Source organism: Rheinheimera sp. ATLC3 (assembly GCF_059429535.1).
In genome coordinates, this window is sequence record NZ_CM182103.1 from 2,223,678 (window position 1) to 2,237,745 (window position 14,068).

The 14,068-nt window shown below is 50.1% G+C and carries 13 protein-coding genes; 4 read left to right on the forward strand and 9 right to left on the reverse strand.

Annotation, left to right across the window (positions count from 1 at the left end):
* The first annotated feature begins 69 nt into the window (after positions 1-69).
* Both AC5SV9_RS10265 and AC5SV9_RS10270 read left to right on the forward strand, forming a co-directional pair.
* Positions 70-720 (forward strand): hypothetical protein, encoded by a 651-nt coding sequence (locus tag AC5SV9_RS10265; protein ID WP_475152193.1) that lies wholly within the window; start codon positions 70-72, stop codon positions 718-720.
* A complete protein-coding gene (locus tag AC5SV9_RS10270; RefSeq protein WP_475152196.1) occupies positions 704-1,189 on the forward strand; it encodes a DUF2269 family protein in 486 nt (161 codons plus the stop codon). Before AC5SV9_RS10265 ends, AC5SV9_RS10270 begins: the two co-directional genes overlap by 17 nt.
* Before the next feature lie 147 nt (positions 1,190-1,336).
* Here the strand turns inward: AC5SV9_RS10270 and AC5SV9_RS10275 are convergent, their stop codons facing one another.
* The 5 genes from AC5SV9_RS10275 to AC5SV9_RS10295 all read right to left on the reverse strand — a co-directional run bounded on the left by AC5SV9_RS10275 (position 1,337) and on the right by AC5SV9_RS10295 (position 6,527).
* Positions 1,337-1,927 (reverse strand): hypothetical protein, encoded by a 591-nt coding sequence (locus AC5SV9_RS10275; RefSeq protein WP_475152197.1) that lies wholly within the window; start codon positions 1,925-1,927, stop codon positions 1,337-1,339.
* Positions 1,928-2,183: 256 nt separating this feature from the next.
* Entirely contained in the window at positions 2,184-3,020 is an 837-nt protein-coding gene (locus tag AC5SV9_RS10280; RefSeq protein ID WP_475152199.1) for a DUF3037 domain-containing protein, read from the reverse strand.
* A complete protein-coding gene (locus AC5SV9_RS10285) occupies positions 3,017-3,736 on the reverse strand; it encodes a HipA family kinase (RefSeq protein WP_475152200.1) in 720 nt (239 codons plus the stop codon). Before AC5SV9_RS10285 ends, AC5SV9_RS10280 begins: the two co-directional genes overlap by 4 nt.
* Positions 3,737-3,878: 142 nt before the next feature.
* Positions 3,879-5,708 (reverse strand): glutamine--fructose-6-phosphate transaminase (isomerizing), encoded by a 1,830-nt coding sequence (glmS, locus tag AC5SV9_RS10290; RefSeq protein ID WP_475152202.1) that lies wholly within the window; start codon positions 5,706-5,708, stop codon positions 3,879-3,881.
* Between the two features lie 51 nt (positions 5,709-5,759).
* Positions 5,760-6,527, reverse strand: a complete 768-nt coding sequence (locus tag AC5SV9_RS10295; protein WP_475152203.1) for a DeoR/GlpR family DNA-binding transcription regulator — start codon at positions 6,525-6,527, stop codon at positions 5,760-5,762.
* Positions 6,528-6,771: 244 nt separating this feature from the next.
* Here AC5SV9_RS10295 and AC5SV9_RS10300 point away from each other — a divergent pair, with 244 nt between their 5' ends.
* Positions 6,772-8,562 carry a flavodoxin domain-containing protein gene (locus tag AC5SV9_RS10300; protein ID WP_475152205.1) on the forward strand — a complete coding sequence of 597 codons (1,791 nt, stop codon included), beginning with the start codon at positions 6,772-6,774 and terminating at the stop codon, positions 8,560-8,562.
* Here AC5SV9_RS10300 and AC5SV9_RS10305 read toward each other — a convergent pair.
* On the reverse strand, positions 8,559-9,119 hold the full coding sequence (locus AC5SV9_RS10305) for a YceB family lipoprotein (protein ID WP_475152208.1): 561 nt from the start codon (positions 9,117-9,119) through the stop codon (positions 8,559-8,561). The genes AC5SV9_RS10300 and AC5SV9_RS10305 overlap by 4 nt on opposite strands.
* Before the next feature lie 237 nt (positions 9,120-9,356).
* Here AC5SV9_RS10305 and AC5SV9_RS10310 point away from each other — a divergent pair, with 237 nt between their 5' ends.
* Positions 9,357-10,496, forward strand: a complete 1,140-nt coding sequence (locus tag AC5SV9_RS10310) for a dicarboxylate/amino acid:cation symporter (RefSeq protein WP_475152210.1) — start codon at positions 9,357-9,359, stop codon at positions 10,494-10,496.
* Positions 10,497-10,673: 177 nt separating this feature from the next.
* On the opposite strand, the gene glmU is transcribed toward AC5SV9_RS10310, so the two are convergent.
* The 3 genes from glmU to atpD all read right to left on the reverse strand — a co-directional run bounded on the left by glmU (position 10,674) and on the right by atpD (position 14,054).
* Entirely contained in the window at positions 10,674-12,038 is a 1,365-nt protein-coding gene (gene glmU / locus AC5SV9_RS10315; RefSeq protein WP_475152212.1) for a bifunctional UDP-N-acetylglucosamine diphosphorylase/glucosamine-1-phosphate N-acetyltransferase GlmU, read from the reverse strand.
* 191 nt (positions 12,039-12,229) lie between these two features.
* On the reverse strand, positions 12,230-12,646 hold the full coding sequence (locus AC5SV9_RS10320) for a F0F1 ATP synthase subunit epsilon (protein WP_027670541.1): 417 nt from the start codon (positions 12,644-12,646) through the stop codon (positions 12,230-12,232).
* Positions 12,647-12,668: 22 nt separating this feature from the next.
* A complete protein-coding gene (gene atpD, locus AC5SV9_RS10325) occupies positions 12,669-14,054 on the reverse strand; it encodes a F0F1 ATP synthase subunit beta (protein WP_166838269.1) in 1,386 nt (461 codons plus the stop codon).
* Between the last annotated feature and the right edge of the window lie 14 nt (positions 14,055-14,068).

Below are 14,068 nucleotides of genomic sequence, written 5' to 3' on the forward strand. Positions count from 1 at the left end.
AACACAAAGCATTCCACTTGTGTTGTTCAGCCGCTAAGATAGCAGCCTGTTTGCTATGGATAGCCCGTTATGACCAAACCACATTACTTTTACGCCACGCTGTTCATTGCACTGCTGATATTTATCGCCTGCCTGATGATGAACGGCCCGATGCGGCCAGGCTTACCGGTAGGTGATGACCTTGCTACCAGACTTAATTACATCAATAACAACCTGACGTTATGGCAATGGGGCTGGCTTAGCTGGATGCTGGCCGCGCTGAGTTTGCTGGCGTTTGCAGTAATGCTGTCCACCGAGCTGCAAGCCGGCGCCGCCCGCCAGTATGGCGTGTTGTTGGTGGCGCTGGGTATGGCGCCCGATCTGATGGCCGAAACCCTTTATGCTTTTGTCATGCCGCATATCGCTACTGAGCAACTGGCGTTGTTGCAGTTTATCGACGTACTGGCCATGCACCTGACCGGCTTTTTGGGTAACGGTTTATACAATATCGGCGGCTTGCTGCTGACACTGGCGCTGCTAAAGCAACAACCGGCATTAAAACTGTGGTTATATCCGGGCCTTGTTGCCTGGCTGCTCGGTTTAGGCTTATCGGTGGCCATTGCGCTACAGCAGTTAAAACTGGCGGAATATTTTACAGCCGCCAGTATGATGTTAAGTACCGGCTGGTTTGTGCTAATCGCATGGAAATTATGGGGCACACCGCATGTACGCCGCACTTAAGGTTATTCATCTCGGCTCGCTGGTAATGTGGTTAGGCCCGGCGCTCGGCTCCTGGCTGGTACTGCGTTATATGCAGCAACAAGAGGGCGAGTTATCGTCCGCCACCGCCAAAGTGTACCGGGTGTTTTTCTGGACGTTAACGCTGGAACATATCGCTTTAGTCACCCTGCTGCTAAGCGGCGCTACTATGGCCTTTATGTTTGGCTTTATCAGCATGCCTTGGTTGCAGCAAAAGCTCTGGCTGGTGCTGTTAATCATAGTACCGCTGGAAATTGTCGATATCTGGCTGGGTAACTGGAAGGTAAACCGGCTAATCGCCAGGCGCAGCGCAGGTAACGCCTTAACACCGCGTCAGCAGGCACTGGTGCAGTTTTATCATAAAGCGTTTACCAATCTGGCGCTTATTACCCTACCAGTCACAGTACTGGTAATTATGTGGCTGGCAGTGTCGAAGCAAGCGCTTTGGTGAGGTTGGACAAGCCGCAACATGCACTGCTTAGCTAATTAAATTAGTTAGCTAAAGGTCTAAAAAAGATAAATGAATAGCTTTGCAAAATCGATAATTCATTGAAATCTTTTACGAAGTATTCAGTAGCAAAATCTCGTTTGCTTTCCTTTATAACACCAAATAATAAAATTTGGGTGAAATTGGTATAGCTAATGTAGATTGGTAACAGTCTGCAGAAACAAAGTCAGAGCTTTTTGATTCGAGGACCTGCCAGCAGTATCTCTGTAATTTACCTTTCTCCTTTTCAAAATCACTCTTCATATGAAGAGTGGTTGAATAAACCCCTGAAATGACTCCATTAGCACCAATTGCACACTTTTCTACGCGATTTACTGCCTCGTTTAACTCCGCTGACATGTTGCCCGTAGGTAGCTCGCCAAAAGGAGATATACTTGGTGCAGCTTGATGTTTATACCAATGCCTTATTTTCCAGAGTAAGTAGTAATCAGAAACCGCTTGATGATTCGATAAGTCGCCACCCTGCTTAACTATGTCGACCTCATCTAAAAATCTCTTTTCAATCGGATGGCTAAAACCTCGTTCCAACTCCTGTGACCAACTTTGCTGAGCTTCGAATAAAGAATACTTTCGGCGTCCAGACCTGCTGGCAACTTTTTCAAGAGACCTCGTACCGTCGATTTTTTTATGAACTTCCACACAGCCTTCTGAATTTGCAAAGTTATTCAATATTGCCCGCATGTGAAAGTGTTGCCTTTTGGTAATGTCACTGGTCAATTGATAATACCCCTAAAGACAAGCCTTTAAGTATTCCAACTGCAAGAAAACGAAGTACGACGGGTCATAACTTTCCTTTTACTGCTGGTTGGCACTAAGTCCTTTTAATATGATGGCTTTAAACTAAGCCAGGCAGCGGAAAAAGCAAAGCATTTTTTGGTACAAGGGTAAGCAAGATGTAGCAAGGCCCCGAATTTCAGGGGCCTTGGATTGGGTAGGATTACTGCAGTTTAAAACTGTCTGGTATTAAAGCCTGTTTGGCAAAGCGGCTGATACCGGCTTTGTCTTTGTGATCGAGAGTTTGCACGCCAAAGGCTGCCAGTTCGCGCTCTACTTCTTTAAACGCGCCGAGCAATTTGCTGTCGTTACCTGCTGGCCCTTGTAATGGCAGCAAAATATGCTCTTTTTGCAAAACGTTGTGATTTACCAGGCGGCGAAAGCGGCCAAGCCATTGTTCGGCATGGTCAAACACCCGAATAGCAGTTTGGTGGCGGAAGGCTAATGGCCTAATCACAAAAACATCGTTGGCTTTTGCCACCAACGGCAAAGTCACTTCAATAAAGTTGTCGTGAATTTTATCCTGCTTAAAATGCGTTAGCTTTTCATCTTTTAACTGCTGCCGAATTACCTTAACCATCAGGCTTTCCTGATATTCTTCGGTCAGGAAAGTACGGTGTACCAAGCGCTCAAACAACTGTTCAAGTACGGCTGCGGGCTTTTGCTCCAAATATAAAGAACGCAGCTCAGAGTAGCGTACCAGGGTTTCTCTTGGCCGCACTACTTCCTGCATCTGCTGTGCTAACTCTTTTGGCGTGAGCCGGGTGACATAAGTTTGCAGCCTTAGCAACTCTTGTTCTACTGTTTGCAGTGTAGCTTTGTATAGCTTGCCTTCAAGGTCTTCAAAGAAGTCGGTTACGCGGGCAAAACGGTTTGGCGCCAAACGAAAATCAAACAGGCCTAATTCCGGAGCGCACAGCACTATGCCGACGTTAGCAAATTCACCCGTCTCGACATGAGGTAAAAACCGTACTATTGCATACTGATAAAGTGTTTTCATACCAGTACCTCCCAGAATTCGTCGCTGTTAAATAAAGATAGTGTGTCGTTTATTTCTGCCAGATAACCCGGCACCTGTTCAAGCCATGCAGCTGGTAAAGTGGCAGCATACTGGGCCAGCCCTTGCAACGCAATGGCTAGTTTTGCACTGTAATGCGTGCGCCAAAGGGCATCATGTTGTGAACCAAACCACGCATTGTAGGCTAAGTGTAGCTTGGCATTAGCTTTGAAATTATAGCCGCTGTCAAAAGCTAAATTATGGTCTAACACTACATATTGCTTTGACGTTGCCCGATAAAATAAGTTTGGGTTGCCGCCGTTTTCCGTCATGGTGCGGTCTTCATTCCTAATCCAGTAATCAAACAGAAACAGATCACGGGCGCATTGCTCAGGCATAGAGACCGCACTGATTGGTGTTACTTCTAACAAGTCAGGTATCAGCTCTGATGCAAATACTATGCTATCGCCGGTACCCAAAACTCGGCTGGCAGCATCGTCGAAACGTAATAACTCTTGCGGTAAATAAGCGCAACAGTGAGCAGGTACTTTCAGTTGCAAAGCGCTACCAAGATAAGCACACACAGCTTCGTTAATTAAACCCCTGGCACCTGCCTGAGGTCCTTTTACGTAGTAACGCTTGTTGTCAGATAGACGGCACAGATAAGGTTCAGTTCGGCCCTGACTGGCTTTTTGCTGGATCTCAATTACATCAAGCACCTAAACCCTCCGAAAGAGTTATTCATACACACTGAGTTGAAAACAGCTTTTAACTTAGTCAGTTAATTAACCGCTGGCAAGATGGAAATAAAAAAGGCCATCACAGTAAACTGTTGATGGCCTTATTATTTTTAACCATAAATTATTCTACCGTTACACTCTTCGCCAGATTACGTGGCTGGTCTACGTCGGTGCCTTTGATAATGGCAACGTAGTAGCTCAACAGCTGCAGTGGCAGGGTGTAGACGATTGGCGCCAGGATGTCGGCGACATGTGGCACGTTGATTACGCGCATGGTGCCGTCAGACTGGAACATGGCATCAGCGTCGGCGAAGACGTACAGAATACCGCCGCGGGCGCGCACTTCTTCAACGTTAGATTTCAGCTTTTCCAACAAGTCGTTGTTTGGCGCTACCACGATAATTGGCATTTGCGCGTCAATCAGCGCCAACGGGCCGTGCTTTAACTCACCCGCGGCATAGGCTTCGGCGTGAATGTAAGAAATCTCTTTTAACTTTAACGCGCCTTCCATAGCGATTGGGTACTGATCGCCACGGCCTAAGAACAGCGAGTGATGCTTGTCGGCAAACTCTTCTGCCAGGGCTTCAATTTGTGGCGCCAGGCTTAAAGTTTGCTCCAGTTTTGCTGGCAGGCTCTTTAAGGCGTCGGTCAGTTCGCGCTGCTGCGCCGCGGTTAAGCCATTGTACTTACCAATGGCCATGGTCAGCATCGCTAAACCAACTAACTGCGTAGTAAAAGCTTTGGTTGAAGCGACACCGATTTCGGCACCGGCGCGGGTCATAAAGGCTAAGTCTGATTCGCGCACCAGTGACGAACCGGCCACGTTACAGATCGTTAAGCTGCCTAAGTAACCGGCTTCTTTTGCTAAACGCAGCGCAGCTAGCGTGTCGGCGGTTTCGCCTGATTGCGAAATGCTTACCAGCAGGCTGTTTGGCTGCACGAACGATTTGCGGTAACGGAACTCTGAGGCGATTTCAACGTTACAGGAAATGCCGCCTAACGACTCTAACCAGTAGCGAGCCACCATACCTGAATGGTAACTGGTACCACAGGCGACGATTTGCACGTGTTTTACTTGTTTAAACAGCTCAGCTGCGCCGTTACCGAAGGTTTCGTCCAGTACAGAATCGGCACTTAAGCGGCCTTCCAGCGTGTTGTTTATCGCATGCGGCTGCTCGTAAATTTCTTTTAGCATAAAGTGGCGGTACTGGCCTTTGTCGCCAGCGTCGTAGCTGACGTTTGACTCATGCACTTCACGCTCTACCGGCTTGCCGTCTTTATCGAAAATGTTGATGCTGTGACGGGTAATTTCGGCTACATCGCCTTCTTCTAAGAAGATAAAACGGCGGGTTACCGGCAACAGCGCCAGCTGATCCGAGGCGATAAAGTTTTCACCGATACCTAAACCAATCACCAGTGGGCTGCCTGAGCGGGCCACGACTACACGGCTGCTGTCGGTTTTATCCAATAATACCGTGCCGTAAGCGCCGTGCAGCTGCTTAACAGATTTTTGTACTGCGGCCAGCAATGAACCAGCGCTTTTCAGCTCTTCTTCGACTAAATGGGCGATAACTTCAGTATCAGTATCCGAGGTAAACACATAGCCTTTGGCTTTTAGTGCTTCACGAAGTACAGCGTGGTTTTCAATAATACCGTTATGCACCACGGTAATGTTGCTCGACACATGCGGGTGGGCATTGCGCTCGCTTGGCTCGCCATGGGTCGCCCAGCGGGTATGGGCAATACCGGTGCCGCCGGCGACTGGCTTTTCTGCTACGGCATCTGACAGTTCTTTTACTTTACCCAGGCGGCGCAGGCGGGTGAGTTCGCCGCTTTCAGTAACCACTGCCACACCGGCAGAGTCATAACCACGGTATTCCAGCCGGCGCAGGCCTTCAACCAGAATGTCTACCACATCACGTTGCGCTACGGCGCCAACTATTCCACACATGCGAGCTCTCCATAAATTTCTGATACGTTAACGTTACGACGTACAGCTGACTCAGGCCTGAACCCGGATCACCTTAACGCCCTGTTGTTCAATCTGTGCCGCATCCGCTGCAGCTAAACCTTCATCGGTAATAAGTACTTTCACCATTGACCAGGGTAATTCCAGGTTATGAATTTTGCGCCCCAGCTTGTCTGATTCCAGCATCACGATAACTTCGCGTGCTACTTCGGCCATCACCCGGCTTAAACTGTACAATTCATTATAGGTGGTGGTGCCGCGGCCGAGGTCGATGCCGTCCGCGCCGATAAACAGCTGGTCAAAGTCGTAATTGCGCAGCATTTGCTCGGCCAGCTGGCCCTGAAAGGCTTCTGATTGCGGGTCCCAGGTGCCACCTGTCATCAGCAACGTAGGTTCGTTTTCCAGCTCACGCAGGGTATTGGCAATCGCCAGCGAGTTAGTCATCACCACCAGGCCACGTTTTGTTGCCAGCTCTGGTAACAGGGCAGCAGTGGTGCGGCCACTGTCGATAATAATGCGGTAATGATCTTTAATCAGGCCGGCGGCGGCTTTGGCGATGGCTAACTTTCGGTTTGAAACCTTCTCTAAACTACTGTCGCTGACAAAATCCTGCGGTACCGGCACGGCACCGCCGTAACGGCGCAGCAGCAAACCGGCTTGTTCCAGCACTGTCAGGTCTTTACGAATCGTCACTTCAGAGGTATTAAACTGCTCGGCCAGTTGCTCTACCGACAGTTCGCCCTGCTGCTGCAGTTGGCTGACAATTAAATGTCGCCGCTGTTGAGTATTTCGCTTGTTCATATCTTTCGATTAAGTTTCAAAACGAAAGATATTGTAATCATTTCTGCGGTAGACGCAAGTGCTAAACTGGCACATTAATTTTAATGAGAATTGTTTGCATTTAATATTTAGTCGTATTATAGTCTGCTTAGTCGATGGATTGGCTGCTGTACCGGGCCCCGGATGGGCTTCTCTGGTCGTTGTTTTACTTGTCTTGCACGTTAAGGGGTGGGTTTTGCCACCCCTGCTTTTTCTCTGGTGCCTTATGTTACGACGCTGGCAATCTTTGCTGGAAAAATATCACCTGCTGGCGCTGCTGCTGTTACCTCTGCACTATGCCTATTTTTCTGCTTACCAACAGCTATACCAAACTATTGGTTTATACCTGTTATACCTTGCGCTGGTGGCGGCTTCGGTTTGGCTGAAACCCCGCACAGCGGCAGTAACGCCTGTCCGTGGTTTTGCCCGGCTGGAACAATACATGCTGCTGACGCTGCTACTGACCTTACTGTGGCTATTCTATCTGCCACAATCACCATTTTCGGCGAAGGCTTCGCAATGGGTTTGGCTAAACAGCCAACTGGCGGTAATGGGCCTACTACTAAGAATTTACTGGGCCAAACAGACAACAATCACTAACACAGCCACCCATAAGCCAACAGATCACTGGCTGATTGGCTATGCCAGTCAGTCTGGCATGGCGCTGCAGCTGGCAAAACGCAGCGCTAGCCAGCTGAAAAGTGCCGGTTTTAGTGTGCAGCTGGCGGAACTGAACCAGTTAACGCAACAGCAATTACATCAAAGCAGCAAAGCGCTGTTTGTGGTGAGCACTTATGGCGAAGGTGAGCCGCCGGATAACGCCAGCCAGTTCTATCAGCTGGCGCAGCAATGGCAGCAGTCGTTTAATCAGTTACAGTTTGCGGTGCTGGCGCTTGGTGATCGCAGCTATCAGCAGTTTTGTGCCTTTGGCCACTGGTTGCATGGCTGGTTGCATAGCCGCGATGCCAAAGCGATAAGGCCGCTGCTGGAGCTGGACAGCGCAGATAACAAAAGCCCGGCGCTGACACAATGGCAGCAGTTACTGGCAATGTTAGGCGCTGATGCTGAAACCGCTGCGGAACAACCGGTTAACGATAACTGGCTGCTGGCCGGTTTACATAGCCGCTATATCGCTAACCCCGCCAGCAGCGGCTTGCCTTGCTATGTGGTGAAACTGCAAATGCCCGCCGGTAGCCACTGGCAAGCTGGCGATTTAGTAGATATTCAGCCAGAAAACAGTAAATGTGCAGTCGCGCTGTGGCTTACCCGGCATGCAATTAATGGCTGTCAGGCGGTACATTATCAGGGCCGGCATGTACCTTTGTGCTGGGCACTGGCAGAACTGGAGCTGGATAAAGTACAACCGCCTGCAGCTAATCGCCCATTGGCTGACTGGTTAAAACAGCAACCGCGGCTGCCGCTGCGCAGTTATTCAATAGCGTCGATCCCCAGCGAAGGCCAGCTGCAATTGCTAGTCCGCCAGGTGCAGCACGAAAATGGCGCCCTGGGCATTGGTTCCGGCTGGTTAACCGCCTGGGCGATGGAGCAACAGCCGGTGCAGCTGCGGCTGCGCCAGCATACACAATTTCATTTACCGGATGACGCTCGGCCCATAATTTTTATTGCTAATGGTACCGGCATTGCCGGTATTCGGGCGCTACTGGCCGAGCGGGTAAAACGCGGGCAGCGCGATAACTGGTTGTTGTTTGGCGAACGCCGCCAGGACAGCGACTTTTTCTTTGCCCGTGATATTCAGGCATGGCAGCAGCAGGGCTTTATACGCCACTGTGATTTGGCATTCTCGCGCCAGCAAGCTGAAAAGTTCTATGTGCAGCATGCATTAGCCGCGCAGCAAGCACGGTTGCTGGACTGGCTGGCGCAGGGCGCTGCTATTTATGTTTGTGGCAGCCTGCAGGGTATGGGAAAGGCAGTGCATCAAACACTGCTGGATGTCATTGGTAGCGACGTGCTGGCGCAACTGGCACAGCAAGATCGCTACCGGCGCGATTTATACTAGTTTTTACCCGGCATAAAGCTGATACGGCCTTGTTGGACGGCCATATTCACCGGCACTGAGGTTAACAGCTTAACGGTTGGGTTTGCAGTATCTAACCGGTATACCGGGTTATTGACCAGATAGCCGTTGACCAGTTGCAATAGCTCGTTGGTTACCGGTTTTAAGCTACCGCGGTAACCCGACGCTTCGATACTGGAGTCCAGCAGTTTTACCGAGCGCAGGTAAATGGCTTTTTCGGCACCATCGTAATACGGCACCCCTTCGACCTGTAGCTGCATAGTGGCCGGGTAACTTAATCCAAACAATGACAGCGCCGCGCTGGCAGCGGTGTTTACCCTTACTACGTCAGAGTTATCCGGGCCAATTTGCACTTTCATGCTGTCTACATTCAGTTTTAGCGGTATGCCGGCCACTGTTGCTTGCCGCGTTAGTTCAGGTACTTTTTGCTGTAGTAACTGCTCCAGATCGGCTTCTGTAACATTGTAAGACGACATTTGCTGCAACTGGCTGCAGGCGCTCAGCAGCATGAAGCCCAACATAACTAAAACTTTTTTCATCGTATGTGCCTTTTGTTCTTTCGCTATTTTGTCGGTTAAGCATCAAGTGTTAACCATGGCAGCTTAGGTTAGCGCGGCGATAATAGCATGCCTTAGCTGAGTTGCCGCTGAATTGCTAATGCTCCACGTGAAACACAACCGACCAGCAAAGCACAGTATGGCTGACAAACTTATGATATGCTCAGCGGCGACCATCCAGGCTACGATAATCCAAGCAACACTATAACGAGAAACACTATGGCGCTAATACTAAAACTAATAGCCGGTATCATACTGGGCATGCTGTGCGGTCTTTATGCTCCGCACGAACTGACGCGACTGTTAATCACCTTTAAAGGCTTATTTGGCGAGTTATTGTTTTTTACCGTACCTCTGCTGATTTTATTCTTTATTACCAGCGGTATTGCTGCCTTGCCGCGTAATTCCGGCAAGCTGTTAAGCCGAACCGTCGGTTTTGCCTATTTATCTACCGTCACGGCGGGTACCTTAGCGTATCTGGTGGCCAGTGTCGTGGTACCGATGCTGACAGCAGCCAATAGCGCTGCGGCACCAACAGATGTCGCTCATTTAACCGCCTTTATTGAAATGGATATACCACCGGCGATCAGTGTAATGACAGCCTTGGTGCTGGCATTTATTTTCGGCCTCGGCATAGCCGCCACCGGCGCCCCCCAGCTAAAACAGCTGTCCGATCAGGGCCGCGATGTGATTCAGTTGCTGCTGGAAAAAGTCATCATTCCGTTGCTGCCACTGTATATCGCTGGCGAGTTCGCCCAGATGGCCGCAGCCGGTACCGTATTCAGCACACTGAAAACCTTTGGTATTGTATTACTGCTGGCAGTCGTTATGCACTGGTGCTGGATCATCACGCTGTACACTATTGCCGGTATCAAGGCCGGTAAATCACCTTTTGCCCTGATAAAAAATATGCTGCCAGCCTATTTTACTGCGCTTGGCACCATGTCGAGTGCAGCTACTATTCCGGTATCGTTGCAAGCCACCAAAAACAACGGCATCAAATTTGATGTGGCTAACTTTACTGTACCGCTATGCGCAACAATTCATTTATCGGGTTCGACCATTACTATTGTTACCTGTGCCATGGCGGTGGTAACCATGCAAAATGGCTTGGACATGCCGTCATTGCTAACGGTACTACCGTTTATTTTTATGCTGGGCGTGGTGATGCTGGCCGCCCCGGGTGTACCGGGTGGCGCTGTGATGTCGGCAGTGGGCTTGCTCGGTTCTATGCTGGGCTTTGGCGATGCCGCTATCGCACTGATGATTGCACTGTATATGGCGCAGGATAGCTTTGGTACCGCCTGCAACGTTACCGGCGACGGTGCTATTGCCGTGTTGGTTGATAAGGCAGATTAAGCTGGATGCAAAGAGTGAAGGTTGGAATCCCGATTTGGGCGTCACAGAGTGTCTGAGCCCTGCCGTAGGCAAAGGGCGAGTTGCTGTGACGAGCCAAAGCGGGAATTGCAACCGGTACTTGGCAGCTGAAGTTATAAAAAAGCCCGCATTTTGCGGGCTTCTTTTTTTAATCGGTTATTACTTTTTAATTTTCACCGGCCGTTGCCAGTCTGTTATATGGCGCTGTTTCGCCCGCGCGACCACCAGTTCACCATCCGCCGCATCACGGGTTAGCACTGAACCTGCACCAATGGTGGCGTTTACGCCGACAGTTACCGGCGCCACTAAGGCACTGTTTGAACCAATAAAAGCACCGTCTTTAATGGTCGTGACAAACTTATTCGCGCCATCGTAGTTACAGGTAATGGTACCAGCACCAACGTTTACCTTGGCACCAATCACTGCATCACCTAAGTAGGTTAAGTGGTTGGCTTTTGAGCCTTTACCCAGCGTAGTTTTTTTCATTTCGACGAAGTTACCGACATGGCTGTCGTCCAGCATCACGCTATCCGGCCGCAGGCGGGCATAAGGGCCTACCGAGCAGTCTGCGCCAACACTGGCCTTTTCAATCATCGAATTAGGCTTTATTTCGGTGTTATCGCCAATCACGCAGTCTTTCAGGATGCAGTTAGCGCCAACAGTTACGCCTTTGCCCAGTACAACTTTGCCTTCGAAAATAACGTTGATATCAATCATCACGTCGTTGCCAACCTCAACCGTACCGCGCACATCAATACGCGCAGGATCGCGCAGGTTGGCTCCGGCCAACATTAACTCTTCCGCTTTACGCTGCTGATAAGCCCGTTCCAGCGCAGCAAGCTGCACACGGTTATTAGCCCCCTCGACTTCCATCGGGTTTTGCGGCTGTGCGGTAGCAATTTCTACACCTTCGCTGTGCGCCATCGCGATAACATCCGTTAGATAGTACTCACCCTGGGCGTTACTGTTCGATAAGCGGCCAAGCCAGCTTTTCAGCTGCTTGCCCGGCAACGCCATTATACCGCTATTTACTTCGTTGATTTTCAGCTGTTCAGCATTAGCATCCTTTTGCTCAACAATACCAACCACTTTGCCGTTTTCACGCACGATACGGCCGTAGCCGGTAGGGTTGGCTAAATTGACGGTTAAAATGGCCAGGCCATTGGCCGGCTTTGCCGCCAATAACTGCTGTAGAGTTTCAATGCGGGTTAACGGCACATCGCCATACAACACCAGTACCGTATCGTCGTCGGCAATATTCGGAATAGCCTGTGCTACCGCATGGCCGGTGCCCAGTTGCTCAGCCTGTAACACCCAGTGCAACGGCTGTTCGCCCATGGCGGTTTTTAACGCTTCAGCACCATAGCCGTACACCAGTTGCGGTTTTTCTGCGCCTAAAGCACGGGCGGTATCAATCACGTGCTGCACCATCGGCCGTTCAGCCACTTTGTGCAACACCTTGGGTAAATCGGATTTCATCCTTGTGCCTTTACCGGCCGCCAGAATCACTACATTTAATGCCATATAAAGAATCCCTGTAATCGCGCTTTCATTCGACAGACGCGGTTATTCTAATAGATAACGCCGCAGATTACAGGGCCAGGGTGAAGTTTTGCTGAATATGTTAAAAACTGCCGTTACGGAATGAATACAGGGCTGCTATCAACCAATAAAAAAGCCACCTTGCGGTGGCTTTTTCATTTCGGAACCCGAACTTATTTTTTACGCATTTTCTGAATAATGCGCAGCTGAGCAATGGCTTCGGCCAGTTGCGCGGCAGCTTCAGCATAGTTGAAGTCTGCACCAGCGTGCTGCATCGCTTCTTCAGCACGTTTTTGTGCGTCTAAAGCGGCTTGCTCGTCTAAGTCTTCGCCGCGTACCGCTACGTCGGCCAGTACAGTGATGGTATCCGGTTGTACTTCAAGTACACCACCAGCTACGTAAATCACGTGTTCTTCGCCAAACTGTTTCACGATACGGACCATGCCAGGTTTCAGGGTGGTCAGTAACGGGGCGTGGAAAGGTAAAATACCCAGCTCGCCCTCACTGCCTGTGACCTGCACGGATTCGACAAGGCCGGAGAAAATTTTCTCTTCGGCACTTACTACATCCAGTTGCACTGTCATCGCCATCTCGCTCTCCTAAAGCCTGAACTTACAGTTTCTTCGCTTTTTCGATCGCTTCGTCGATTGAACCAACCATGTAGAACGCCTGCTCTGGCATATGGTCGAACTCGCCGTCCAGAATGCCTTTAAAGCCACGGATAGTTTCTTTCAGCGGCACGTATTTACCTGGTGAACCAGTAAATACTTCAGCTACGAAGAATGGCTGAGACAGGAAGCGCTGAATCTTACGCGCACGGTATACGGTAGTACGGTCTTCATCAGACAGTTCGTCCATACCCAAAATCGCGATGATGTCTTTCAGCTCTTTGTAACGCTGCAGTACAGACTGCACGCCACGTGCTACTTCATAGTGCTCTTTACCGATAACCAGCGGGTCTAACTGACGTGAAGTAGAATCCAGCGGGTCGATCGCCGGGTAAATACCCAGTGACGCGATGTTACGGCTCAGTACTACGGTCGCATCTAAGTGCGAGAACGTGGTGGCTGGTGACGGGTCAGTTAAGTCATCCGCAGGAACGTATACGGCCTGGATTGACGTAATAGAACCGGTCTTAGTAGAGGTAATACGCTCTTGCAGCGCGCCCATCTCTTCTGCCAGCGTTGGCTGATAACCTACTGCTGATGGCATACGGCCCAGAAGTGCTGACACTTCAGTACCGGCCAGGGTGTAACGGTAGATGTTATCAACGAAGAACAGTACGTCACGGCCTTCATCACGGAATTTTTCCGCCATAGTTAAGCCGGTTAACGCTACGCGTAAACGGTTGCCTGGTGGCTCGTTCATCTGACCGTACACTAACGATACTTTATCCAGTACGTTAGAGTCTTTCATCTCGTGATAGAAATCGTTACCTTCACGGGTACGCTCACCTACACCGGCGAATACAGAGTAACCGCTGTGCTCGATCGCGATGTTACGGATCAGTTCCATCATGTTTACGGTTTTACCTACACCGGCACCACCGAACAGACCAACTTTACCACCTTTGGCGAACGGACATACCAGGTCGATAACCTTGATACCCGTTTCCAGCAGCGCGTTAGACGCAGCCTGATCTTCGTATGAAGGCGCAGCGCGGTGGATTGACCAACGCTCTTCTTCACCGATTGGGCCCGCTTCGTCGATTGGCTCACCTAATACGTTCATAATACGGCCCAGCGTGGCTTTGCCCACCGGAACCTGAATTGCTTTACCGGTATTCGCTACAGCTGCGCCGCGACGTAAACCGTCAGTTGTACCTAGTGCGATAGTACGTACAGTACCGCCACCCAGCTGCTGCTGAACTTCCAGCACCAGACCAGCCAGATCACCGTCGGTCACGTTTAACGCGTCATAGATACCAGGTACCGCATCTTGTGGAAAATCGATATCCACAACGGCGCCAATGATTTGGACGACCTTACCTTGACTCATGATGTTTCCTCAAA

Bases quoted from the DNA above. Each gene is read 5' to 3' on its own strand.
- AC5SV9_RS10265 (WP_475152193.1), top strand. From the start codon at position 70: ATGACCAAACCACATTACTTTTACGCCACGCTGTTCATTGCACTGCTG.
- AC5SV9_RS10270 (WP_475152196.1), top strand. From the start codon at position 704: ATGTACGCCGCACTTAAGGTTATTCATCTCGGCTCGCTGGTAATGTGG.
- AC5SV9_RS10275 (WP_475152197.1), bottom strand. From the start codon at position 1,927: ATGCGGGCAATATTGAATAACTTTGCAAATTCAGAAGGCTGTGTGGAA.
- AC5SV9_RS10280 (WP_475152199.1), bottom strand. From the start codon at position 3,020: ATGAAAACACTTTATCAGTATGCAATAGTACGGTTTTTACCTCATGTC.
- glmS (WP_475152202.1), bottom strand. From the start codon at position 5,708: ATGTGTGGAATAGTTGGCGCCGTAGCGCAACGTGATGTGGTAGACATT.
- AC5SV9_RS10295 (WP_475152203.1), bottom strand. From the start codon at position 6,527: ATGAACAAGCGAAATACTCAACAGCGGCGACATTTAATTGTCAGCCAA.
- AC5SV9_RS10300 (WP_475152205.1), top strand. From the start codon at position 6,772: ATGTTACGACGCTGGCAATCTTTGCTGGAAAAATATCACCTGCTGGCG.
- AC5SV9_RS10305 (WP_475152208.1), bottom strand. From the start codon at position 9,119: ATGAAAAAAGTTTTAGTTATGTTGGGCTTCATGCTGCTGAGCGCCTGC.
- AC5SV9_RS10310 (WP_475152210.1), top strand. From the start codon at position 9,357: ATGGCGCTAATACTAAAACTAATAGCCGGTATCATACTGGGCATGCTG.
- glmU (WP_475152212.1), bottom strand. From the start codon at position 12,038: ATGGCATTAAATGTAGTGATTCTGGCGGCCGGTAAAGGCACAAGGATG.
- AC5SV9_RS10320 (WP_027670541.1), bottom strand. From the start codon at position 12,646: ATGGCGATGACAGTGCAACTGGATGTAGTAAGTGCCGAAGAGAAAATT.
- atpD (WP_166838269.1), bottom strand. From the start codon at position 14,054: ATGAGTCAAGGTAAGGTCGTCCAAATCATTGGCGCCGTTGTGGATATC.